Here is a 21,990-nt window from a genome sequence, read left to right as displayed (position 1 = left end):
TTTATAAAGAAAAAGGAGTGAAGGTTATGAAGAAAGTTGAAATTTTTGACCCTGCAATGTGTTGTGAAACGGGTGTGTGTGGACCAAGTGTGGACCCAGTTTTAACACGGGTTGCATCTGTTATTTTTTCATTAGAGAAAAAAGGATTTGACGTGAAGCGTTACAATCTTGCTAATGATCCAGCTAGCTTTGCTGAGAATAAAATCGTTAATCAGGTTTTACACGAAAAGGGTCCAGATGCTCTTCCAGTAGTCCTTGTAGATGAGAAAGTTGAGTTAGTTGGTGAATACCCAACAAATGCTACATTTGCTGCATGGTTTGGTATTGATGAGGCAGAACTGCAACCGAAAAAGCCGAAGCTTTCATTCGATCTTAAACAAATTTAATAGGAGAGGTGGAGACAGTAATGGAGCGGTTTCACCCTCGTGTTGTATCAAATACACCATTCCTTTTCTTTACAGGAAAAGGGGGTGTCGGTAAGACATCAACAGCTTGTGCAACAGCTGTCGCATTAGCGGATGAAGGAAAGAAAGTACTAATTGTGAGTACGGACCCTGCTTCTAACTTGCAGGATGTGTTCGGAGTAGAGCTTAACACAAAGCCAAGACAAATTGAGGGGATAGCGAATTTCTTTGCCTGTAATCTTGACCCAGAAGAAGCAGCAAGAACGTATCGGGAAAAAGTTGTCGGTCCTTATCGCGGAAAGCTTCCTGAAGCTGTAGTCAACCAAATGGAAGAACAGCTTTCAGGCGCATGTACGGTTGAAATTGCAGCCTTTGATGAATTCACAAACCTTTTAGCAAATGAAGAAATGACGGATGGGTTCGATCATATCTTATTTGATACGGCGCCAACAGGGCATACGTTGCGGTTATTGCAGCTTCCATCAGCTTGGAGTGGTTTCTTAGAAGAGAGCACACATGGCGCTTCATGCCTTGGTCCTCTTTCGGGGCTACAAGAAAAGAAAAGCTTATATGCAAAAACAGTGAAAGCTTTAGCAAATCGAGAGCAAACGACTCTCATTCTTGTTGCACGTCCTGATACCTCAACTTTTTATGAAGCGGAACGTGCTTCACAAGAATTGAAAGAGCTTGGGATCATGAATCAATCTCTAATTATCAATGGCTTGATGCAAAACATTGACGGTGGGGATGAAGTTGCAAGCGCCTTCGTAGAACGGCAACAAGCTGCCATGGCTCAACTGCCAAGTCATTTACAGCAACTTAAGACGTATTCCTTACCATTTGTTTCTTTTTCCCTGACAGGACTTCAAAGCCTTCGTCAATTCTTTGCCACAGAGGATAAGCAAGTTAAACAAGGAGAGGAAACAGAAGGATTCGTCGAGAATCTTGCCTCACTCAATGACATGATCGATGATTTGGTAAAGCAGAATATCCGTGTGATTTTCACAATGGGAAAAGGCGGTGTGGGGAAAACAACGATTGCTTCTAATGTTGCTGTTATGTTAGCGGAAAAAGGGCAGTCTGTCCATTTAACGACAACAGATCCAGCTGCACATTTAGAATTTTATTTTAAAAATAAAGAAGTAAGGGAGAACCTTCGAATAAGTCGTATCGATCCGAAAGTAGAGGTTCAGCGCTATAAGGATGAAGTTCTTGCAAGAGCGATGGAAGGGCTGCATGAAGAAGGCTTAGCTTATTTACAGGAAGATTTGAATTCACCTTGTACCGAAGAAATTGCGGTTTTTCGTGCTTTTGCGGATGTTGTTGGGCGAGCAAATGATGAGGTTGTCGTAATTGATACAGCCCCGACAGGTCATACATTATTGCTTTTGGATGCGGCTCAGTCTTATCACAAGGAATTGACGCGTTCAACAGGGGAAGTTCCAGTCAGTGTACAGAACCTTCTTCCACGACTGCGTAACAGAGAAGAAACAAGTGTGTTGATTGTTACTTTACCAGAAGCAACACCTGTTCACGAAGCGCGCCGACTGCAGGAGGACTTAAAGCGGGCAGAGATTGAGCCAAGGTGGTGGATTGTAAATCAAAGCTTATATGGGACAGAGACGAAGAATCCGATATTAAAACAAAAAGCAAGCAGTGAAGTGCAATGGCTTCAAGTAGTGCAGAATGAACTTGCACATCAAACAGCGCTTGTCCCATGGCAGTCAGAAGAGAAAATGAAGGAGGTTAACGTTTAAAATGAATATTACCAATGCGGCTAAAGAGTTATTAATCGAAGCGATGGAGCAAAATGAAGCCTCAAATATCCGCTTCTACCACACAGGTACGGCTTGCTGTGGACCACAAGTCGGCCTTTCGCTTGACGAAGCAGAAGACAATGACCAACTACAAGAAGTAAATGGTATTACTGTTGCGATTGAAGACGGTGTTGAAGAAATGATTACCAATGCTACACTGGACCGTCAAGGCGAAAGTTTGACGATAACAGGCTTGCCTGAAACAGATTGCTGTTAATATGATAGAGTAGAGCAGAAGAGTGAGTGTTCTGCTCTTTTTTATGTCTGTGAGTGAGGGGTGAATCCTGTGGCTTTGAAAGCAGTGATGATTTTTATATTAGCCGGTATTGCTGAAATTGGCGGAGGGTACCTAATATGGATGTGGTTGCGAGAAGGAAAAGCGGGGATACTCGGCCTGCTTGGCGGAGTCGCTTTGTTTCTATATGGGGTAATTGCAACATGGCAGGTATTTCCGAGCTTTGGGCGTGTCTATGCTGCCTATGGCGGTGTATTTATTGTGCTTTCGGTGCTATGGGGATGGTGGATAGATAAAAAGACGCCTGATTTATACGATTGGCTCGGCTCAGGCATTTGTTTGCTTGGTGTTGGAATTATGTTATTTGCACCACGGCAATAATCCCTCTTGAAAAGAATTGCTTCACTCTTTATAATGAAAGAACACCACATTTGGTGAATGTCGAAAATTAAAATACTATATTTAGTGTTCATGCCGTTAAATAAGGTGTCCATGTAGGACTGAAAAGGGAATCTGGTGAAAATCCAGAGCTGTCCCCGCAACTGTAAGTGTTGACGAAATAAGCGTAAACCACTGTCACAAGATGGGAAGGGCTTAGAGTAGGGTGATACACAAGTCAGGAGACCTGCCTTATTTAAGCGTCGTATCTTCTTCGGGAGCTAGGAAGATGCAACGAGGGTAAATTAGTAGGTTTCAAGTTTGATGCGATCTACTAGTCTATCAACGTTGTACTCTTCCATCTCTTAATATTAAGGGATGGTTTTTTTTATGCTCTTAAGAAGTTGAAAACTTATACTTAGGAGGAATAAATGTGGCTTTTGCAACGAAACAACATGCTATTACATTACCGAAAAGTGGTGATGTTACTGAAATAAATGAACTTATCGAAAAGCTTAAACAGAAATTTCCTCACCTTAATTTTGATGATTATAAGGAAAAGCTGTTGCAATCTATTCAAATGAAAGAAATGTTTAGCAAGCAGCAATTAACAAAGCTGCTTATCCTTTCAGCAGAAGAACGAATTTGTGCTGAGGAACCGGATTGGACATATGTAGCTGCCCATCTTTATTTGCAGAGGCTATACGAGCAAGCAGAAAGTAATCGAGAGGCTTGGTCCTTTTATGGGTTGATTCAATCACTCCAACAAGCAGGGATTTATGATTCAGTGTTACTTGAAAGTTATTCACGACAAGAAATTGACCAACTTGGTGCTTTTATTGATTATGAAAAAGATTATTTGTTTACATATATCGGGATTGTAACGCTTGCTGAACGGTATTTGGCAAAGCTGTACGATGGGGCTGTATATGAATTGCCACAAGAGCGTTTCATGATTATTGCGATGACTTTGATGATAAATGAACCGAAAGAAAAACGACTGCAGCTGATTCAAGAAGCGTATTGGGCGTTATCAAATTTATATATGACAGTTGCGACCCCAACCTTAGCAAATGCAGGGAAAAGCTATGGTCAGCTATCTAGCTGCTTTATTGATACAGTCGATGACAGCTTACGTAGCATCTATGATTCCAACACTGATATTGCAACTTTAAGCAAAAATGGTGGAGGACTTGGTGTATATCTTGGGAAAATCCGCAGCCGTGGCAGTGATATTAAAGGATTTAAAGGTGTGAGTGGCGGGGTGATTCCATGGATGAAGCAGCTAAATAATACGGCGGTTTCAGTAGACCAACTAGGGCAAAGACAAGGGGCAGTGGCTGTTTACTTGGACGTATGGCATGCAGATATTTTTGCATTTCTAGACACGCGCTTAAATAATGGAGATGAACGTCAGCGAACGCACGATTTATTTACAGGTGTGTCTATTCCAGACTTATTTATGGAGTTAGTAGAGAAGCGGGAGGACTGGTATTTGTTTGACCCGCATGAAGTGCGAAAGACAATGGGCTTTTCATTGGAGGATTACTACGACGAAGAACTAGCAGAAGGTGAGTTTCGTAAGCGCTATTGGAAGTGTGTGGAACATCCTTTGTTATCCAAAAGAAAAGTTCCGGCAATTGAAGTTTTTAAATCAATTATGATGTCACAACTTGAAACAGGGACACCGTACATGTTTTATCGAGATACGGCTAACCGTACCAACCCGAACAAGCATGAAGGAATGATTTACTGCAGCAATCTTTGTACAGAGATTATGCAAAACATGAGTCCAACAGTGGTGGAAGAAGAACAAACAGTTGACGGTAAAATCATTACTGTTAAAACGCCAGGTGATTTCGTTGTTTGTAACCTTTCGTCAATCTCACTAGCGCGCAGTGTAATGGATGATGTGCTAGAACGATTGATTTCGATTCAAGTGCGAATGCTTGATAATGTGATTGATTTAAATAACATTCCTGTGCCACAAGCGCAGATTACAAATGAAAAATACCGCGGTATCGGACTCGGCACATTCGGCTGGCATCATTTATTAGCGGTTAGAGGAATTGCTTGGGAAAGCGAAGAAGCGGTGCAGTATTGTGATAAGTTATACGAACAAATTGCTTATTATACGATTCGGGCAAGTGCAAAGTTAGCGGAAGAAAAAGGTTCATATCCTGCGTTTCCACGTTCAGAATGGCAGACAGGCCGTTATTTTGAGCGGAAAAACTATACATCTGAAAAGTGGCAGGCTTTAAAAGAAGGTGTTCAAGCAAACGGCATGCGTAACGGTTATGTGATGGCAGTAGCTCCGAACTCCTCTACTTCACTTATTGCTGGTTCGACAGCGAGCATTGATCCGATCTTTCGGCGCGAATATTCAGAGGAAAAGAAGGATTTCAAAATTCCAGTCACTGCACCTGACTTATCAGCGAAGACAACATGGTATTACAAGACTGTGTATCAAATCGACCAACATTGGAGCATCAAGCAGAATGCAAAGCGTCAGCGTCATATTGACCAGTCGGTTTCATTCAACTTTTACGTCCGCAATGATATTAAAGCAAAGGCATTGCTTGACCTACATCTTGATGCTTGGAAATCAGGCTTGAAGACAACCTATTATGTACGTTCGACATCAAGTGCTCAGGTTGACGATTGTGAAAACTGCCATAGTTAAGGAGAGGATCATATGACAATTGTAGAAAAAAGAACGTTAATGGATGCAGAAGCACCGAATTGTTCAACTGGTATCATTAATGGGAAAAGCTCGAATGTTCTTAATTGGGATGATGTTCGATATTCGTGGGCCTACCCGAAGTACAAAACAATGCTCGCGAACTTTTGGACGCCATTTGAAATTAATATGTCAAAGGACATTAAGCAATTTCCGCAGCTTACTGATGAAGAGCAGGATGCTTTTTTAAAGATTATTGGATTGCTTGCACTGTTGGACAGTATTCAAACTGATTATGCAGGAAAGGTTGCTGATTATTTAACAGATTCGAGCCTAAATGCTTTGATGATTATTCTTGCTCAGCAGGAGGTTATCCACAACCATTCTTATAGCTATGTGCTTTCAAGTGTTGTCAGTAAGAAGCAGCAGGATGAAGTATTTGATTATTGGCGTAGTGAGCCGATTTTACGAAAGCGTAATGACTTTGTGACGAATGGCTATAAAGATTTTACCGAAAATCCAACTGTTGAAAATTTGTTAAAGTCGATCGTTTATGATGTGATTTTAGAAGGGTTGTTCTTCTATTCAGGGTTTGCGTTCTTCTATCATTTAGCTCGTAATCAAAAGATGGTTGCAACAAGCACGATGATTAATTACATTAACCGGGACGAACAAATTCATGTTGGGCTATTTGAAAAAATCTTTAAAGAGATATTGCGCGAATACCCTGAACAGGACACAGCAGAGCTTCGCGAATTCGGAAAGAAGACTTTTGCAGAGGCGGCCGAGCTTGAAATTGAATGGGGAGAACATATCCTTGGTAATAAGATTGATGGGATCCTTATGCCAGAGGTAGAGGCATATATTCGTTTTATGGCGAATAAACGTGCAGAGCAATTAGGATTTGAAGCACCATTTGAAGGCTACCGTCAGAACCCTTTGCGCTGGATTGTTGCTTATCAAGAAGTTGACTTAGGCAAAACAGATTTCTTTGAACAAAAGTCTCGCCAGTACACGAAAACAACCGAAGCGAACGGGTTCGATGAGCTATAAAGCGAAGTCAATCGAGAGCATTACCGATCAATTAGAAGTGTTAACGAGTCATGAATATTTGGATTATTTTAGGTGATTTTATGCTAAAGGGTGTATTGAATTGGTAATGAAATCACTGTGAATCAAGTTTATGAATTTAACAAACTAGCAAAATCATAAAGTTAGACGTTTAGAGACATTCTTAAATGGATAGACTTTAACCATCCCCCCTAAATTATTACACCCTTTCTAAAGCTATCAACTATATTAGTTGGTAGCTTTTTTATGTACAATTTCAAAAAGTTGATAGTCCAACTTCAGGAAAAAACAAAGGAACCCCCTGAGCTTTTTCTCAGGGGGTTGAGTCTTTTTATTGTTCTTTCGTCAATGTGACCATTTCATTGCTTCCATCCCAGTTAACGTTCCAACCAAGAAGTTCTGCAATGAAGCGAAGCGGTACTTGAGTGCGGCTGTTTCGAATCATTAGTTCAGCGCCAACGTCCTTGCGCTCGCCGTTGAATGTCATATAGTCTTTGCCAATCCAAAACATTGCCGTGTTACCGTTTGTTGTTACTTTTACACTGCGGTCGTCTGCGTTCCATGTAACTTCAGCACCGACTGCTTCACTTAACGCACGTAGTGAAATAAATGTGTGGTTATTCCAAAGAAATGGTGCGACATCAAGTGCTTGCGATTTGTCATTTAACCATAGTTTCTTATGACCAATTTGGAGCTTTGTTACAAGCATATTCATCTGCTCATCTTGCTTATCCGCTTGAGCGAACTTGTCAGGGAATTGTGCAACAACGGCTCCGGAGATACCTTTTGCGGGGTTTGCCATATGTGCATACGCATCACGTAATGTATCGTATGCTTCGTTGTAGTCTTTTTCAGTATAGCTATCAAACGTACCGACTAGTTGATTTACATGTGTTTGGAGTCCCATTGCAACCGCGTCTGATTCAAGGCCGCCCTCTGTGGCAGTTTCAAGGAACTTCGAGAAATCCTGTCGGTATTGGTCAAGGTTGTTTAATGCCTCTTGCTGCATAGCTTCATCATTTGCTGCAGTGCCTTTTACATAATCAACGAAGAAGCCGATATGACTTGCCCATAGTTCTTTAAACTGCATGCCTGCTTTTTCACCATATATTGACGCAATCGCAGCAGCTAAGTCTTCTGTATTGGCGTTAAGGGCTGCAGCAGAAGCTTGGAAATCATCTGAACCATCAACACCGTTTTGCATCGCCATCATTGCTAAGCCGGCGTGTTCTGATAATAGATAATTTAAATCGGCACGTAAATCACCAGCAGGAGTGACTGCTTTCGTATGGTTAAATTGGGCTGGGAATTGATCAGCGATTGCAGCGGAGAATCCCTTTGCAACCATATGCATATGCGCAATTGCTTTGCGCTCTTGCATGTAGGCTTCTTCATAATTGCCCGCCACATAGCTGTCAAACGAGCCGATTAATTGGTCAATGTGAGCCTGCAAGCCTTTTGCGAGCATATCAGCTTCAAGACGTTTGTTTGTTGCTTTTTCTAAAAAGGCGGAGAAATCAGCTTTGTAACCGTCGAGGTTGTCCAATGCTTCTTCTTTACCAGCTTCATTGTTATTGCCTGTTGCCTTTACATAATCAACGAAAAAGCCGATATGTTCACTCCAAATATCCTTAAATTGTTCACCAGCTTCTTTTCCGTATACAGAGGTAATCGCTTTTGAAAGTGCTTCAGTATTTTCATTTAATGCTTCAGCGGATGCTTGGAAGTCAGGAGCTCCTTCTGCACCTTTTCGCATCGTTTCAACTGCTAAATAGGCATGTTCACTTAACAATGTTCCAAGTTGAGCACGAAGGTCAACCGCGGGTGTTTCAACAGAGGGTTTTTCAGCTGCGTGAGCCTCAGTAGCGAGACTGCCTGCCATAGCAGGGACAACTAACGACACACTAAGTGGTACGGCGATTAAAGTTTTTTTCCAATTCACAATGAATCCTCTCCTTTTTAATTTAGAATCTACTAAGCCTACGAAAGGAGATTTCATTTGGATCACACAAAAATAAATTTTTTTCAAAAAAAAAGACGAACGACATTGTTCGTCTTAAAAATCACTTGCCATAAGCATTTGGCCTTGTGGTGTTTCACTTGTTGGTGTCGGCTCATGGGTAATGGCCACTGTGTCCCATTCTTGCTCTGCCATCGTTTTATCCAGCGTGAAGACGACAGCACCTTCACCAGCATTATTTGGCACAAAGGTTCCTGAACGGTATGGCTTTCCGTCTTTTAATAGCCAGACCTGCAATGTTTCATCGCCTTTTGTTTGCGGCATGCCTGACACTTCTACCACAAGCTGGCGCTGTTGGCCGTTTTCGATAAGAGCTGCAGCACCTTGACCTTGGTTATCCATCGGGTTAAGCGCTACTCGTTTGTTTGTATTGATAACTTGGACTGCTTCTTCTGGTGCTTCTTCACTTGTAAGACTTACATAAGCCCACAAGTTTCCAAGCAATGATAGAAGCAAGCATGCTACTAGTAATGGGTTTAATCCTTTGAAAATAACCCTTTTTCGTTTCTTTTCTTGTAGTTCGTCACCAAGGATATTTGAGAAAATTCTCTCCTTCATTTGCTTCGGTGGGGTAAGAGAAGGGCTTGCGTAAGGCATAATGTCATGTAATTCCTCAAGCTCCTGTAGTGCTTGCTTACAATCAGCACATGTTTCTAAATGTTTTTCGAATTCTTCATGCTCTTTAAGGGTTAAGGCACGGTTGTAATAATCAAGTAGTTGGTGGCATTGCTGTTTTTCAGTCACTTAGGGACACCCCCTTCTTAGTCAGACAGTCTTTCAGATGTTTGAGTGCTAAGCGAAGTCGGCTTTTGACCGTCCCAGGTGGAATGTTAATACGCTGAGCAATGTCCTTTTGTGTAAAGCCTTGATAGTAAAATGATTCAACCGTTTCGCGTTGATCAGCTTTTAATGCTTCAATACAGTGCTGAACGAATTGTTGTTTTTCTTTCCAAACAACTGTTTTTTCTATGTTTGCTGAATCAACCTGTAGTGCATCTTGTTCTTCTGTATATTCATAGGTGATTTTACGTTTTCGCATCAGATCAATGCATTGATTACGGGTAACTGACAAGAGCCAGCTCGAAAATTTCCCTTTCGCTGGGTTAAAGTGGACTTTCTTTCGCCACAGCTTGAAGAAGACCTCTTGAATCACTTCTTCAGCAAGGTCCGCCCGCCCAGTCATTTTCATCAAAAATGAGTAAAGCAGGGATTCATACCTGTCATATAAGGTTTCGAGCGCATGTTGGTCGCCCTGAGCAACTTTTTGTACGAGTATGTTATCCTCTTTCAACAGCATTAGCTCCTTTTAATTTGGTTGCCCTTATTATAGAGTATTTAGTATAAATACGATATGAAATAGAAAAAAGATCAATTTCCAATCTAAAAGAACAAAGGGTTTTAGTAAAGTGAAAAAGAAATGGAGAGGGGGAAGAGGGGGGAATTTAATCAATGAAAGAAGCTAAAACAAGCCGCCTTTATGTATACAGGCGGCTTGATTGCATTAATATTTGTCCTTTAGTTCTCCGCGTTTTTCTTGATATCTACCTTTGTCTTTATCACGTTTCCCTTCCTGCTGAAGGTGCGGTTTATCAGCTGCATTACCGACTTGGTCTTTAACCTCGCCTTTTGCCTTAGAAACATTGCCTTTTACTTTATCGCTTAGTCCTTTATTATCGCCCATAAATGAAATGCTCCTTTCTTATGATGTGTTGGTTTTGGTTTACCCGCTCATTGTGTCAATCAAACAAACTCAAAAAATTACCCCTACATTTAGCGTATATAGTATTTTTACTATCAATTATTTGAAAAAATATAGTAATATGAACTTAACAGAATTATTGAACAGAGGAAGGATGGGAGACACCTTGATTGGGGTAAAGTATGAGGAGCACTTTCTTAATAAAAATCATTTAATAAATAACTTGAACGAAGCGTTTCATCAACAGAGAGAGGGAGCGCTCATTATAATAACTTGTCATCAGCTTGCACAATTACAGCAGCGAATTTCCGGAGGCATGTCAGCTTTAGGGGAAGCAGTCAAACAGAATATTCGAGAGAGTGATCAGTTGTTGTCCTGTTGCGATAATATGTTTGTTGTTGTTTTATCAAGCATTCAAACAGCTGAGGAGGTTAAGGTTGTTACAGAAAGGTTAATAGCGATCCTTCTTTCCTTTGAGATAGATTTGTTAGAGTTAGGACTGGAGCTTCGCACAGCGCTGTATCCAGCAGATGGACGTTCTGGAGAAGAGCTTTATTTACAAGCAGAGATTCCAGGTTATATTAAGGCATAAATATAGCACAGCAGAACGTTTGCCTGCTGTGCAGCTTGTATGCTAGATGGAGCGGATAATCCCACCTTCGACCCGCTGACTTGCTCCATTAATAGCTGAAGCGTGCGGGGAAGCTAGGAAGACAACTGTGCTTGCAACTTCTTCTACTGTGCCGAAGCGCTGGATAAGCGAAGTCGGTTCATTGTTTTTGAAATAGTTTTTTGTGAATGATTCGAGGTCTTCGCCTGCATCTTCTGCAGCGCCTTTCATGAAGTTTGCTACGCCTTCTGTCCATGTTGGTCCAGGAAGTACATCATTGACTGTTACGTTTGTACCTTTCGTTCGCTCAGCTAATCCACGTGTTAGGGAGTTAACGGCCCCTTTTGTAGTGGAGTATGGAATCATTTGTGCTAATGGTTTGACCCCTGCTTCGCTCGAAATATTTAGAATACGGCCTGTATCACGTTTTAGCATCTTTGGTAAGAAGTGACGAGAGAGCCGTACCACACTCATAATATTAGTTTGGAAATAATCCATCCACTCTTCTTCTGTCACATCTTCAAGCTGTTTCACCTCGAAAAAGGCTGTGTTATTTACAAGGACGTCGAGCTCACCAAGCTCATCAACTTTTCGAATAAGCTTCTCGGCTCCATCTGCTGTTGCAAGATCAGCAGCGACACCGTGAACTTCTCCGCATTTAGAGAGTTCTTTCACGACTTGTTCTACTTTTTCAGCTGTACGTCCATTAACTACGACTCTTGCGCCTTCACGTACAAATGTAGCGGCAATTTCTTTTCCAATTCCTTGAGTTGAGCCAGTAACGAGGACTAACTTTCCTTGTAATTGTAAATCCATACGACACATCCTTCTCTTATGATGTAAGTAATCATGCACATCGTAATATTGACAGAAGGAATGTGGCAAATCTTTTGCTTCGTCGGACGCGAAAACTACGAACGATGGCGTTTTACATACCAAACAATTGCAATTATAATTAGTACCCCCAGTAAGACAGCGACAATTTTTGAATAGGCTCCTGTATAGGTTAGAATTTCTCGCCATGATTCCCCAAGAGCAACGCCTGCTCCGACTAATAGGGCGTTCCATATTAAAGTCCCAGCTGTAGTGAATGTTAAAAACATTTTAAAATTCATGTTTGACATACCCGCAGGAATTGAAATAAGACTTCTGACAAGCGGGACCATTCTGCAAAAGAAAACCGTCCGTTTTCCATACCGATCAAACCACTTATCTGCTTTGTAAACATCACTTTTACGAACCCGGAGAATATGTCCCCAACGCTCAATAATTTTTTCAAGCCGTTCCACATCTAGCAATAAGCCAATGCCATAAAGGGCAATTGCACCGACAACAGAACCAGTCGTTGATGAAGCGAGCACTCCGAGGAAATGTAGGTCTGCTTTCGTTGTCATAAACCCACCAAACGGAAGAATCACTTCAGAAGGGATAGGAGGGAAGATATTCTCTAATGCAATCAATAGAAAGATTCCGAGATAACCGTATTGTTCAATAAATTTCGTCATCCATTCTTCCATTATACGCACTCTCCTTCTTAATATTCGTCTAATAGTCTCCTTCCCTTTCTAAAATGAAACATTCATCATTGAAAAAAAGATATTTATATTGGTTGTTCGTTATGGAATGGGGGAAAATATAATAAGTGGTTATCAGTAAAGGCAAGCAAAATAGTTAACATTTTATCCTTATAGGTTATACTAGGGGAGGTACTAGGAACTTTTTTAATGAAGGTGAAAAAATGAGTGAGAAAAAAACAACGGTAGACTCAAAGTATATCCAGCAGCATTTAGCAAATGAACGAACTTATTTAGCATGGGTTCGCACGGCCATTGCGGTGATTGGGATTGGCTTTTTAATTACAAATCTTCACTACACGATGGAAGCATCGTTCACAAGAGTAGGAGATCTAGTTGCAAATGCCATCGGTTTGATCTCTTTTATCATTGGAATTATTACGATTTTAGTGGCCACATTTAGCTACTTTAGGAAAACGAAACAAATTAATGACCAAACCTTTAAAGCATCAAGCTATTTTGTTTGGCTGCTGACGATTTTGACGGTTTGTATCATTTTAATTTTTGCGTTGTATTTATTTACATTTACCCTATGAATATGCTCGAAAGCATTTGAAGCCAGCAAGATATTTATTCTTGCTGGCTTCTTTTAAACATTAAATTTGCTTACTTCTTGTTTCAATCGTTCGGCAGTTTCGGCTAGGTGATGGGAAGACGCAGTGACTTCTTGTACAGTTGCTGTTTGTTCCTCTGCAGCAGCGGCTACTTCTTGAGAGGAAGCAGCTGACTGTTGACTGATGCTTGAAATTCCTTCAATTGCCTCAAAAACATAGTTTGAGTTTTGTTGAATAAGCGTGAAGACCTCTTCGATTTCTTTTGCGGCACGCTCGGTTTCCTCTACTTGATGAACAATTTCTTTAAGGGAATGTTCGCCTTTATGGATAAGGTTAGCTTGTGATTCGACCGCCTCTAGATTGTCTTCCATTATGTGTACAGTTTCTGCTGTTTCCGCTTGGATAGCATGAACAAGTCCGGTAATTTGTTGTGCAGATTGATTGGATTGTTCCGCTAATTTACGAACCTCTTCTGCAACGACTGCAAAGCCTTTTCCATGTTCACCAGCACGGGCTGCTTCAATTGCTGCATTTAATGCCAGCAAGTTTGTTTGTTCAGCTAATGATGTAATAACCGTGATGATATTACCGATTTCTTCTGAACGCTTACCTAATGAATGGATGGAAGAAGAGACAGAAGAAACGGTTTCTTTTACAGTTGCTAATTGTTTAATGGCTTCTTGGATAGCTTCTTCTCCTGCATAGGCTGTAGTGGTTGAACTTTTTGCATTTGTCGTCGTGTTGCATACCTTTTCTTTACCACGTTCGACTTGTGTTACATTCTTTTGCATCATTTCTAATATTTCAGTAGTATGAGACGATTGCTTTGTCGTGCCATGAGCAACTTCATTAATTATCGTCGCAATTTGGTCGGTTGATTTTTCTGTTGTTTCAGCACTGTGCATAAACTGTAGTGACACCTCTGCCACTTTATTAGCATTGGTTAAAACGCTTGAGACAATCGAATGGACGTGCTGAATAAAAGTGTTGCTTGCCCGTACTAATTGGCCGATTTCATCACGGCGTTCAATTTGGATTTGTTTTGTTAAGTCACCATTTTCGGCAATGTTAACGAAGAAATCTCGCAATAAGTTAATCGGCTTTGATATCGTCCTTGCAAAAGTAAACGCTATAATAAGCGCTACTAACAATGTGACAAGTAAAATAGTAAGCACGGTCATTTTTGTGTTTGTTTGTAGCTGATTGATTTGTGACGTATCATATGTCAGCTCAATCATTCCTTCTACTACTTCTCCTGCTGGGTCGTACAAAGGATAGAAGATATGGTAGGCATGCTGCTCTTCTTCGTTGATTTTTACCGTGTCTCCCTGAGCCACGCTTTCGAAAATGGCTGGATTAGCAAGCTGTTTATTCAGTCGCTGCTTCTCTGATTCATTTGAGGTTTTCACTAAGATGTCTCTTTCATAGAGTGATACATCTCCAGAAATGGCTTGTTGGATATCTCTGAGGAGCTGGTCATTAAAGTTAAAGCCAATTTGAAATGTACCGAGGATTTCACCATCAGCTTGAAGCGGTACAAACGCTCGAACAGCTAATCCGCTGCTTCCGAACTCAAAGCCTTTTACTGTGTCTCCGCTTAGAGCTGTTTGGATTGAACTGTTGCTGCTTTTGTCGTCACCAAATTTCCCAGGATGATGACCACGTGTGAAGACTGTTCCGTTTTTGTCACCAAATTCAAATACTGTTACACCTTGATTCTCATTTAGAATCTCGTAAATCGGTGCAATTTGAGCATCAAGTGAAGCACGTTCCCCACGTTTGAAGGCTGAAAGAAACGCTTCATTTGCAGCATAACGTTGTGCTAAGTCTAGTGCTTCGTTTGCTTTCTGTTCAAAATAATAGTTGGCGACAGAGATTGATTGTTCTGTATTTTCTTCAATCATCTGTTCAAAACCATGATTTGAACGTTGAGACAAAATGGTTGAACTAACTACTAATGGCACCATTGCGATTAGTATGAACAAAATGACTAGCTTGAATTTGAAAGACATCATATACCCCCGTATATGTAAATTAGAAGAACCCCATCCTCTAATGTCCATCAAACTTTTATACTAGTACAATCATCATTATTTTTCTATGGATAATATGTTAAAATTTTGTAAAAAAGACTTCCTGAAGTTCAACTCAGGAAGTGGGTCTCTTTTAGGCGCGTGGGATAATAACAGCGTAACCGGGGTAGATGACATCGGGTGAGAAGCTTGCACGGGCGTTGTTTGCCTTAATGAGCGCTTCTAATGCGACGTTATATTTTCTTGCAATGTCATATAATGAATCGCCTGCAGACACGATGTGCACTTGAGCAGGTACCCGAAGCATTTGGTTAATATAAATGACATTTGGATCGGAAATTTCGGGGTTAAGCTGTAACATTTGTTCTACAGTAGAAGAAAAGCGAGTTGAAATCGAATATAAATGATCACCTGCGTTCACAATGTAAAATACTTGATCAGTTGATTGCTGTTGATTAGAAACGACCAGAACTTGGCCGGGAAAAATTAAGCTCGGATCAGTGAACGGGGGATAGAGTGAATTTTGTTGTTCGATTTGTTTGACACTACTTCCGAGTCTTTTTGCAATTGAATAAAGTGTATCCCCTGATTGAACGGTATAAATGAAAAATGTTCCACTTGCTTTAGGCATTGATGAAACTCCTCTCGCATTTAAACTTCATACCTAGAATATACAAGTAGAGCTTGAGTTGTGCCTTTATAAAAGAAACCCGCATCCTTTATTTTAGAAAGGGTATGCGGGTCTCGGAATTCATTTATTTATTTACGTTGTTTGACATCGACAATAATCGTTCCGTAAAGCTTATCATTCACATAAGCTTTTAATTTCCACAGCCCGGGGGATGGGAAGGACATTAAGACGGGTTGCGAAGCATCTGCGCTTATAATAGATTGAATGGTCGTTCCAATGTTTCTTGATTTTGATGCTTCTTGAATTTCAGTTGCCCATACCTTTGCATTATTTTTATGGACAAGCAATTTTTCTTTTTTACCGTCGAGCTTTTGAATACCGACAAGCTTAAAGTTTTGTTTCTTTACTTTTACGTCTTCATTGTTCCAGAAGAACCATTTTGTTTGCTTTGGTTCATTTGCAACAAATTCTCCACTGTCTAGAAACGCGATTTCACCTTCATGTCCTTTTAATTCGTACGATTGTTTTCCTTCTGCCGTAAAGCTTTCTGTTTCGTTCCAATCGTTTGGCTGTGTGGCTTGCGCTGCGCACCCGGACAATATCATTGAACTAAGCAACAATATTGTCATCATCATTCTCACGTTTGTCACCCCTCAAAAAAATTTAGTTTCATCAATCAAGAACGACAGAAGTATTTGTGTCTATCAAGATTTGTCCCAATTCTAACAGGCATCCATTTGCATATGATACTGACAATTTATTCATTTTTTAGAAGTGGATTAGAATTAGCTGAAACGAAAGACTCACTTGTTTTTCCGATTCAAGCGAACCTGGATCAGTTATAATGAAAGAAATCAGGTTGAAAGGACGTTCCCAATGGATGAGAAAAAGCAATTCCGTCGACGAATGAAGCAACGATTAAATCAAATAACAGTTGAAACACATAAAGTGTGGTCGCAGTGTATTACTGAAAAATTAGTCGATCACCCGTTTTATAAGGATGCGAATACAATCGGAATCACTGTGCCGATGCCTAGTGAAGTTAATACATGGTCGATTATTGAGCATGCGTGGAAAGCAGGAAAAGGTGTTGCTGTTCCGAAGTGTATACCGTCAGAGAGAAAAATGAATTTTCATCTGTTTACGAGCTCCTCTCAATTAGAAGAGGCATATGCAGGTCTTTATGAGCCAATTTCGCATGAAACAGAACGGGTTGATAAAAATGATATTGATTTACTTGTTGTTCCGGGGCTATGTTTTGACGAAAGGGGATATCGACTTGGCTTTGGTGGGGGATATTATGATCGTTTCTTAGAAGGATATCAGAATCGAACAGCAGCACTTGCCTTTGAAATTCAAGTGTTAACCTACATACCGACAGAACAATATGATCTTGCAGTAGAGACACTTATTACAAATAAAAAGGTTTGGATGTGCAGATGACCACTCTCATTGGCTACGCGTTTATCTTCATCGTTTCGATTCTAGGCTGGCGGCTCCGCTTGTTGACGGGCTCAGGTGCAATTGCTGCAAGTATAATCGGTGGTTCTATTTACATGAGTTATTCTTATACAGGGTTGTTCTTATTAGGTGCATTTTTCGGTTCTTCGAGCTTTTGGAGTGTTTATAAACGCGAACTAAAAAAGAAGTCACAAGATAAAAATGCGAAATCAGAACGTCGCGATTGGACCCAAGTGTTTGCAAATGGAGGAGCAGCAGCGTTGGCAGCAGTACTAGGAGCCTATTTTGAGGGAGAAATTTTTTTTGTAGCATTTACAACAGCATTAGCAGCGGCGAATGCCGATACATGGGCTTCTGAAATTGGTGTGCTTAGTAAACGCAAGCCTTTTCATTTATTGCGAATGAAGAAGGTTGAATCAGGAACATCAGGGGCTGTGTCACTTCTTGGTTTTGCGGCTTCTTTTGCTGGAGCGTTTTTTATCGCTATAACGGCTGCATTTTTGTACCCATCATTAAGCCTAACAATAATTTTTATCGTTTGTTTACTCGGCTTTTCGGGAAGTGTGGTAGATACAATACTTGGTGCCTCAATCCAAGTTTATTATGTGTGTGAAGTTTGTGGAGCAGAGACAGAGAAGAAGGTTCATTGTGCAGAGCCTACCAGTCGAAAAGGCGGCTTTCGTTTCATGAATAATGAAATGGTTAACTTTTTTTCGAGCTTCATAGTTGCACTTCTCATCTTTATTTTAAATGGTTTTGGTCTGTTTTAATGAAAAATAAGTAATGTGTTCTTATGTAAAACCCTTATAAAATATGGATAAATAAACCTGTTTTATAGCTTTAGTTAAGTTGTCACAATTTCGAAAAGAACGAAACGCTTACATCGCTTTTAAAGTTTGTGAAATAATGTACAATAAAGGTGTCAAACAAAGAAGAGTTTTCCAAAAGGGTGATGAAAATGAGCAACCGTGTAAACCGAGTAGCATTAATTGGAGCAGGATTTGTAGGATCAAGTTATGCATTCTCATTATTGAATCAAGGCATTGTGGAAGAGCTTGTAATTATTGATGCAAATGAGGACAAAGCTGAAGGCGATATGATGGATTTAAACCATGGACTTTCATTCGCCCCATCATCTATGAAAATCTGGCACGGTGGTTATGAAGATTGTAAAGATGCTGATCTTGTCGTCATTACAGCAGGTGCAAACCAAAAACCAGGTGAAACCCGTCTTGATTTAGTGGAAAAAAATACAGCGATTTTCAAAAAAATTGTGACAGCTGTAATGGGCAGTGGATTTGACGGTATTTTCCTCGTAGCAACAAACCCTGTTGATATTATGACATACGCAACATGGAAGTTCTCTGGTCTTCCGAAAGAACGTGTAATTGGCTCAGGTACGATATTGGACACTGCTCGTTTCCGTTTCTTGTTGGGTGAATATTTTAATATTGATACCCGCAATGTACATGGCTATGTAATCGGTGAACATGGCGATACAGAACTTCCAGTGTGGAGCTTAACACGCCTTGGCGGTCGTTCAATTGATGAATTATTGGAAACGAATGAACGTTATGAAAAGGCTGAATTAGATAAATTGTTCATAAATGTTCGTGACGCAGCTTATCATATTATCAACCGAAAAGGCGCGACGTACTATGGAATCGCGATGGGTATGGTTCGCTTAACGAAAGCGGTGCTAAATAATGAAAATTCTGTATTAACCGTATCTGCTTACCTTGACGGTGAGTACGGGCAAAAGGACCTTTATATCGGTGTACCAGCAGTCGTCAACCGTGAAGGGATCCGTGAAGTCATTCAATTAAAATTAACAGATAAAGAAAATGAGCAATTCGAATATTCAGCAAATGTTCTAAAGCAAACGATGGATCCAATTTTTAAATAGGATAGATGTAAAGAGTTGTCTCAGTGGAGGCAGCTCTTTTAGTTTGTTTCGTTTTGAATTCGTTATGCTTGTCGCCCCTGATCAAGCCACCTTCGCTTTCGACGCACAGGACGTGCTAGTGCAGGCGTTGTCACAGGATGTGACGTTTCTTAGCCAGCGTTCCTTTGATCTAGCTGCGGTGGCTAGGGGCTCGAGGTCATAAGTCAGACTGCTATGGGGACAAAGAGCCGTCCCCTCCGCATTCAGCCTTATGCTTGTCGCCCCTGTTCAAGCCACCTTCGCTTTTCTTATTATTCTGAAAAATTAATAAAATTGACTTTTTTTTAAGTACCTTATAATATTGTTATCGTGAAATACTTAACTGCATGAAAGCGTAAAAGGGAAAAAGCGTCGAAGCAGGAAAGACTCGGGGGATAATGATGAGGAATAAATTTTCACTTAAAACAACCATCTTTTTATTTCTTTGTTTATTGTTAATTATCTTTTTTGGAATTTTTTATTTGAAGACACAACCGCATATTCCACTGTTGATTACACTGGTGTTTTTGGCGGTTGCCGCTAAGCTGAAAGGTTTTTCTTGGAATGAAATTGAGAAAGGGTTTACATCTGGGGTGTCCGCTGGGATTAAGCCAATTCTCATTCTCGGTTTGATTGGAATGGTCATTGCGATTTGGATGCAAAGCGGAACAGTACCAACTCTTTTACATATTGGTTTTACGTGGGTAAGTCCAGAGTGGTTTACATTAAGTGCTTTGTTTGTGACGGTGCTTGTGTCGACTTTCACTGGAAGCTCATTTACGACAATTGGTACGGTTGGCGTAGCGCTAATGGGCCTTGCTTCAGGACTTGGTATCCACCCAGCTCTTGCAGCAGGAGCGATTATTTCTGGGTCTTGTTTCGGGGATAAAATGTCGCCCCTGTCTGATACGACGAATTTCGCGCCAGGGGTTGTCGGTGTTGATTTGTTCACCCACATTCGCCATTTAGTCTGGACGACTGTACCGAGCTTTATCGTTACGATTATTTTATTTTTAGTTCTGCGTGAAGGCGGAGGAAGTACCGTTGAATGGGAGAAAATTGCACAAGCACAAGCTGTGTTAAGCCAGGAATTTAACATAACATGGGTAACGCTTTTATCACCCCTTCTCGTTATGGTGCTGGCATTTAGACGGTTTCCAACGATTCCTACTCTAATCGTTGGAATTGGCTCAGGCGTTCTGATTGCTCATTTAACCCAAAGTGGAGTTACAATTGCAGGCTGGGTAAATGTATTACAGGATGGGTTTAAGCTTGAAAGCGGCAACGAGATTGTAGATGGAATTGTCAATCGTGGTGGCTTACAGTCAATGATGTGGTCAATTTCACTCGTATTTATTGCGCTTGCACTTGGCGGCTTAATCCAACAGCTTGGCATGCTTGGAGTATTAATTGAAGGATTAACATCTATTATTAAGCGTCAAGGTGGCGTGATAACAGCAACAGTTGTTTCGTCCATGGGCGTGAATTTGCTGACAGGGGAGCAATACTTATCAATTTTGCTTCCAGGTCAAACCTTTCCACCATTATATGAAAAGTTCTCACTGCATCAAAAAAATCTTTCACGGACATTAGAAGATGCAGGCACGTTAATTAACCCACTTATTCCTTGGGGGGTTAGTGGTGCATTCTTTGCAACAACACTAGAGGTTCCTGTTGTTGATTACCTTCCATATGCTTTTTTCCTATATTTTTCACCCATTTTTGCAATTTTGTTGGGTTATTTGAATATAGGAATTGCGAAGAAAGCCGAACAGTGATGACTGTTCGGCTTTTTCGTTAGGAAAAATATTCTACATATCAAATTGGATAAAATCCCACTAAAAAACTCACAGTAAGAGTAAGGAGGGAATCGACATGAGAAACAATAACAATTCCTTATTTCAATTAATAGGTATGATCTTAATGGTGCTGTTTCTTTTTCAAGTCCGCTACGTTCTTTTAAATGTTATTTTACGCTTTCCGCCACTTCGTCGCTTCGCCGTATCGTCCTTTATGAGAATGCCGTTTATGCGAGGGATGTTTATTAAACAAGCTTTTAAATATTAACAATTTGTCACATAAGAGACGTTGTTGACTATCAACACGTCTTTTTCCTTTGTTATACTACTAGAAAATGAAGCAAAGGGAGTCGGGGAGATGGATTGGAAATGTATCTGTTTTGATTTAGATAATACGTTATGTGATTACGAGCAAGCCTTTGAAGATGGGATGATCGCCTGCTTCAATGAGTTTGCGGAAAAAGAATGGCAATGTGAAAAGCTACCGTCACCTTCTGAGTGGTTTCCGGTTTATAAGTCATTGTGTGATGGTTATTGGCATAAGGTGGAAGATGAAACGTTTTCGAAGAAGGAATATCAACGTCGACGTTTAATTGATTCCTTAAAAAAGTTTGATGTTCATATTTCAATAGAGAGTGCCGATCGTTTTCAAGCCCATTTTTACGAACTTGTTGTTCATTACGTAACGCTTTATCCTGGTGTTGATCTGCTTCTCTCAGAGTTAAGAGAGAATGAAATCAAGTTAGGCATTATTAGCAATGGAAAAAAAGAAACACAGCGGGAAAAAATCTCGCGCCTCGGTCTACAGCGATGGTTTTCAGAGAGTGACATTTTTATATCAGATGAAGTAGCAGCGGCAAAGCCTGAGCCATCAATCTTTCAGTATGCGGAGCGGGAGCTTAAAGCGCAGCAGGATCGGAAGCTATATGTAGGAGATTCATGGGATTTAGATGTGTTAGGGGCATTGAATGCTGGTTGGGAGGCACTTTATGTGAATACGAGAAAAGAAATGAAGCCTTCTTCTTCGCTTCCGCTTGCTGTTTGTGAGACAATAAAAGAAGCCATGAATGTGATCCTACACCGAAAGTGGTGAACGATAT

At 40.6% G+C, this 21,990-nt stretch carries 23 protein-coding genes and 1 riboswitch; of the genes, 14 read left to right on the top strand and 9 right to left on the bottom strand.

The annotated features are described in order from the left end of the window. The first annotated feature begins 26 nt into the window (after positions 1 to 26). From arsD to LC040_10835, 6 genes are all read left to right on the top strand, one after another. A complete protein-coding gene (arsD, locus tag LC040_10860) occupies positions 27 to 386 on the top strand; it encodes an arsenite efflux transporter metallochaperone ArsD (GenBank protein WLR49805.1) in 360 nt (119 codons plus the stop codon). A 20-nt stretch (positions 387 to 406) separates the two neighbouring features. Further along, on the top strand, positions 407 to 2,161 hold the full coding sequence (gene arsA, locus LC040_10855) for an arsenical pump-driving ATPase (GenBank protein WLR49804.1): 1,755 nt from the start codon (positions 407 to 409) through the stop codon (positions 2,159 to 2,161). Position 2,162: 1 nt separating this feature from the next. Continuing rightward, the gene (locus LC040_10850; protein ID WLR49803.1) at positions 2,163 to 2,438 is read left to right on the top strand and encodes an adhesin; all 276 of its coding nucleotides are present in this window, start codon (positions 2,163 to 2,165) and stop codon (positions 2,436 to 2,438) included. 87 nt (positions 2,439 to 2,525) lie between these two features. Then, the gene (locus tag LC040_10845; GenBank protein WLR53266.1) at positions 2,526 to 2,837 is read left to right on the top strand and encodes a YnfA family protein; all 312 of its coding nucleotides are present in this window, start codon (positions 2,526 to 2,528) and stop codon (positions 2,835 to 2,837) included. An 86-nt stretch (positions 2,838 to 2,923) separates the two neighbouring features. Then, a riboswitch (cobalamin riboswitch) is annotated at positions 2,924 to 3,104 on the top strand. A gap of 223 nt (positions 3,105 to 3,327) precedes the next feature. Continuing rightward, positions 3,328 to 5,517 (top strand): ribonucleoside-diphosphate reductase subunit alpha, encoded by a 2,190-nt coding sequence (locus tag LC040_10840; protein ID WLR53265.1) that lies wholly within the window; start codon positions 3,328 to 3,330, stop codon positions 5,515 to 5,517. A 12-nt stretch (positions 5,518 to 5,529) separates the two neighbouring features. After that, positions 5,530 to 6,567 (top strand): ribonucleotide-diphosphate reductase subunit beta, encoded by a 1,038-nt coding sequence (locus tag LC040_10835; protein WLR49802.1) that lies wholly within the window; start codon positions 5,530 to 5,532, stop codon positions 6,565 to 6,567. 349 nt (positions 6,568 to 6,916) lie between these two features. Here LC040_10835 and LC040_10830 read toward each other — a convergent pair whose 3' ends face one another. From LC040_10830 to LC040_10815, 4 genes are all read right to left on the bottom strand, one after another. Next, on the bottom strand, positions 6,917 to 8,527 hold the full coding sequence (locus LC040_10830) for a copper amine oxidase N-terminal domain-containing protein (protein ID WLR49801.1): 1,611 nt from the start codon (positions 8,525 to 8,527) through the stop codon (positions 6,917 to 6,919). 114 nt (positions 8,528 to 8,641) lie between these two features. Next, on the bottom strand, positions 8,642 to 9,349 hold the full coding sequence (locus LC040_10825) for an anti-sigma factor (protein WLR49800.1): 708 nt from the start codon (positions 9,347 to 9,349) through the stop codon (positions 8,642 to 8,644). Further along, entirely contained in the window at positions 9,342 to 9,896 is a 555-nt protein-coding gene (locus LC040_10820; GenBank protein WLR49799.1) for an RNA polymerase sigma factor, read from the bottom strand. Before LC040_10820 ends, LC040_10825 begins: the two co-directional genes overlap by 8 nt. Before the next feature lie 210 nt (positions 9,897 to 10,106). Continuing rightward, positions 10,107 to 10,286: a CsbD family protein gene (locus tag LC040_10815; protein WLR49798.1), complete on the bottom strand. Its 180-nt coding sequence runs from the start codon at positions 10,284 to 10,286 to the stop codon at positions 10,107 to 10,109. A gap of 184 nt (positions 10,287 to 10,470) precedes the next feature. On the opposite strand from LC040_10815, the gene LC040_10810 reads away from it, so the two are divergent. Then, positions 10,471 to 10,896 carry a hypothetical protein gene (locus LC040_10810; protein ID WLR49797.1) on the top strand — a complete coding sequence of 142 codons (426 nt, stop codon included), beginning with the start codon at positions 10,471 to 10,473 and terminating at the stop codon, positions 10,894 to 10,896. 42 nt (positions 10,897 to 10,938) lie between these two features. On the opposite strand, the gene LC040_10805 is transcribed toward LC040_10810, so the two are convergent. Further along, positions 10,939 to 11,730, bottom strand: coding sequence for an SDR family oxidoreductase (locus LC040_10805; protein ID WLR49796.1), 792 nt, complete (start codon positions 11,728 to 11,730; stop codon positions 10,939 to 10,941). A gap of 95 nt (positions 11,731 to 11,825) precedes the next feature. Continuing rightward, complete coding sequence (locus LC040_10800; protein WLR49795.1) at positions 11,826 to 12,431, bottom strand: DedA family protein; 606 nt, start codon at positions 12,429 to 12,431, stop codon at positions 11,826 to 11,828. A 221-nt stretch (positions 12,432 to 12,652) separates the two neighbouring features. On the opposite strand from LC040_10800, the gene LC040_10795 reads away from it, so the two are divergent. Next, the gene (locus tag LC040_10795) at positions 12,653 to 13,024 is read left to right on the top strand and encodes a DUF202 domain-containing protein (GenBank protein ID WLR49794.1); all 372 of its coding nucleotides are present in this window, start codon (positions 12,653 to 12,655) and stop codon (positions 13,022 to 13,024) included. A 53-nt stretch (positions 13,025 to 13,077) separates the two neighbouring features. On the opposite strand, the gene LC040_10790 is transcribed toward LC040_10795, so the two are convergent. The 3 genes from LC040_10790 to LC040_10780 form a co-directional block, all read right to left on the bottom strand. Further along, positions 13,078 to 15,057, bottom strand: coding sequence for a methyl-accepting chemotaxis protein (locus LC040_10790; protein WLR49793.1), 1,980 nt, complete (start codon positions 15,055 to 15,057; stop codon positions 13,078 to 13,080). 151 nt (positions 15,058 to 15,208) lie between these two features. After that, complete coding sequence (locus tag LC040_10785) at positions 15,209 to 15,706, bottom strand: LysM peptidoglycan-binding domain-containing protein (GenBank protein ID WLR49792.1); 498 nt, start codon at positions 15,704 to 15,706, stop codon at positions 15,209 to 15,211. Between the two features lie 128 nt (positions 15,707 to 15,834). Beyond that, complete coding sequence (locus LC040_10780; GenBank protein WLR53264.1) at positions 15,835 to 16,341, bottom strand: DUF4871 domain-containing protein; 507 nt, start codon at positions 16,339 to 16,341, stop codon at positions 15,835 to 15,837. 241 nt (positions 16,342 to 16,582) lie between these two features. On the opposite strand from LC040_10780, the gene LC040_10775 reads away from it, so the two are divergent. From LC040_10775 to LC040_10750, 6 genes are all read left to right on the top strand, one after another. Then, on the top strand, positions 16,583 to 17,149 hold the full coding sequence (locus tag LC040_10775) for a 5-formyltetrahydrofolate cyclo-ligase (GenBank protein ID WLR49791.1): 567 nt from the start codon (positions 16,583 to 16,585) through the stop codon (positions 17,147 to 17,149). Beyond that, the gene (locus tag LC040_10770; GenBank protein ID WLR49790.1) at positions 17,146 to 17,937 is read left to right on the top strand and encodes a DUF92 domain-containing protein; all 792 of its coding nucleotides are present in this window, start codon (positions 17,146 to 17,148) and stop codon (positions 17,935 to 17,937) included. Before LC040_10775 ends, LC040_10770 begins: the two co-directional genes overlap by 4 nt. Positions 17,938 to 18,125: 188 nt before the next feature. Further along, positions 18,126 to 19,073 carry an L-lactate dehydrogenase gene (locus tag LC040_10765; GenBank protein ID WLR49789.1) on the top strand — a complete coding sequence of 316 codons (948 nt, stop codon included), beginning with the start codon at positions 18,126 to 18,128 and terminating at the stop codon, positions 19,071 to 19,073. Positions 19,074 to 19,492: 419 nt separating this feature from the next. Continuing rightward, a complete protein-coding gene (gene nhaC, locus LC040_10760; protein WLR53263.1) occupies positions 19,493 to 20,869 on the top strand; it encodes a Na+/H+ antiporter NhaC in 1,377 nt (458 codons plus the stop codon). Between the two features lie 97 nt (positions 20,870 to 20,966). Further along, positions 20,967 to 21,158: a hypothetical protein gene (locus LC040_10755; protein ID WLR49788.1), complete on the top strand. Its 192-nt coding sequence runs from the start codon at positions 20,967 to 20,969 to the stop codon at positions 21,156 to 21,158. 90 nt (positions 21,159 to 21,248) lie between these two features. Then, entirely contained in the window at positions 21,249 to 21,983 is a 735-nt protein-coding gene (locus LC040_10750) for an HAD family hydrolase (GenBank protein WLR49787.1), read from the top strand. Positions 21,984 to 21,990: the final 7 nt, after the last annotated feature.

The sequence above is a fragment of the Bacillus tianshenii genome (genome assembly GCA_020524525.2).
Taxonomy (GTDB): domain Bacteria; phylum Bacillota; class Bacilli; order Bacillales; family Bacillaceae_N; genus Bacillus_AV.
Note: the sequence above shows the minus strand (reverse complement) of the source record. Positions and strands in the feature narration are given on the sequence as shown.

What these genes read in the sequence shown, in the direction of transcription:
- LC040_10750 (WLR49787.1), top strand. Translation starts at nt 21,249, where the DNA reads ATGGATTGGAAATGTATCTGTTTTGATTTAGATAATACGTTATGTGAT.
- LC040_10795 (WLR49794.1), top strand. Translation starts at nt 12,653, where the DNA reads ATGAGTGAGAAAAAAACAACGGTAGACTCAAAGTATATCCAGCAGCAT.
- LC040_10785 (WLR49792.1), bottom strand. Translation starts at nt 15,706, where the DNA reads ATGCCTAAAGCAAGTGGAACATTTTTCATTTATACCGTTCAATCAGGG.
- arsD (WLR49805.1), top strand. Translation starts at nt 27, where the DNA reads ATGAAGAAAGTTGAAATTTTTGACCCTGCAATGTGTTGTGAAACGGGT.
- LC040_10770 (WLR49790.1), top strand. Translation starts at nt 17,146, where the DNA reads ATGACCACTCTCATTGGCTACGCGTTTATCTTCATCGTTTCGATTCTA.
- LC040_10805 (WLR49796.1), bottom strand. Translation starts at nt 11,730, where the DNA reads ATGGATTTACAATTACAAGGAAAGTTAGTCCTCGTTACTGGCTCAACT.
- LC040_10765 (WLR49789.1), top strand. Translation starts at nt 18,126, where the DNA reads ATGAGCAACCGTGTAAACCGAGTAGCATTAATTGGAGCAGGATTTGTA.
- nhaC (WLR53263.1), top strand. Translation starts at nt 19,493, where the DNA reads ATGAGGAATAAATTTTCACTTAAAACAACCATCTTTTTATTTCTTTGT.
- LC040_10815 (WLR49798.1), bottom strand. Translation starts at nt 10,286, where the DNA reads ATGGGCGATAATAAAGGACTAAGCGATAAAGTAAAAGGCAATGTTTCT.
- LC040_10835 (WLR49802.1), top strand. Translation starts at nt 5,530, where the DNA reads ATGACAATTGTAGAAAAAAGAACGTTAATGGATGCAGAAGCACCGAAT.
- LC040_10790 (WLR49793.1), bottom strand. Translation starts at nt 15,057, where the DNA reads ATGATGTCTTTCAAATTCAAGCTAGTCATTTTGTTCATACTAATCGCA.
- LC040_10800 (WLR49795.1), bottom strand. Translation starts at nt 12,431, where the DNA reads ATGGAAGAATGGATGACGAAATTTATTGAACAATACGGTTATCTCGGA.
- LC040_10775 (WLR49791.1), top strand. Translation starts at nt 16,583, where the DNA reads ATGGATGAGAAAAAGCAATTCCGTCGACGAATGAAGCAACGATTAAAT.
- LC040_10755 (WLR49788.1), top strand. Translation starts at nt 20,967, where the DNA reads ATGAGAAACAATAACAATTCCTTATTTCAATTAATAGGTATGATCTTA.
- LC040_10780 (WLR53264.1), bottom strand. Translation starts at nt 16,341, where the DNA reads ATGATGATGACAATATTGTTGCTTAGTTCAATGATATTGTCCGGGTGC.
- LC040_10845 (WLR53266.1), top strand. Translation starts at nt 2,526, where the DNA reads ATGATTTTTATATTAGCCGGTATTGCTGAAATTGGCGGAGGGTACCTA.
- LC040_10850 (WLR49803.1), top strand. Translation starts at nt 2,163, where the DNA reads ATGAATATTACCAATGCGGCTAAAGAGTTATTAATCGAAGCGATGGAG.
- arsA (WLR49804.1), top strand. Translation starts at nt 407, where the DNA reads ATGGAGCGGTTTCACCCTCGTGTTGTATCAAATACACCATTCCTTTTC.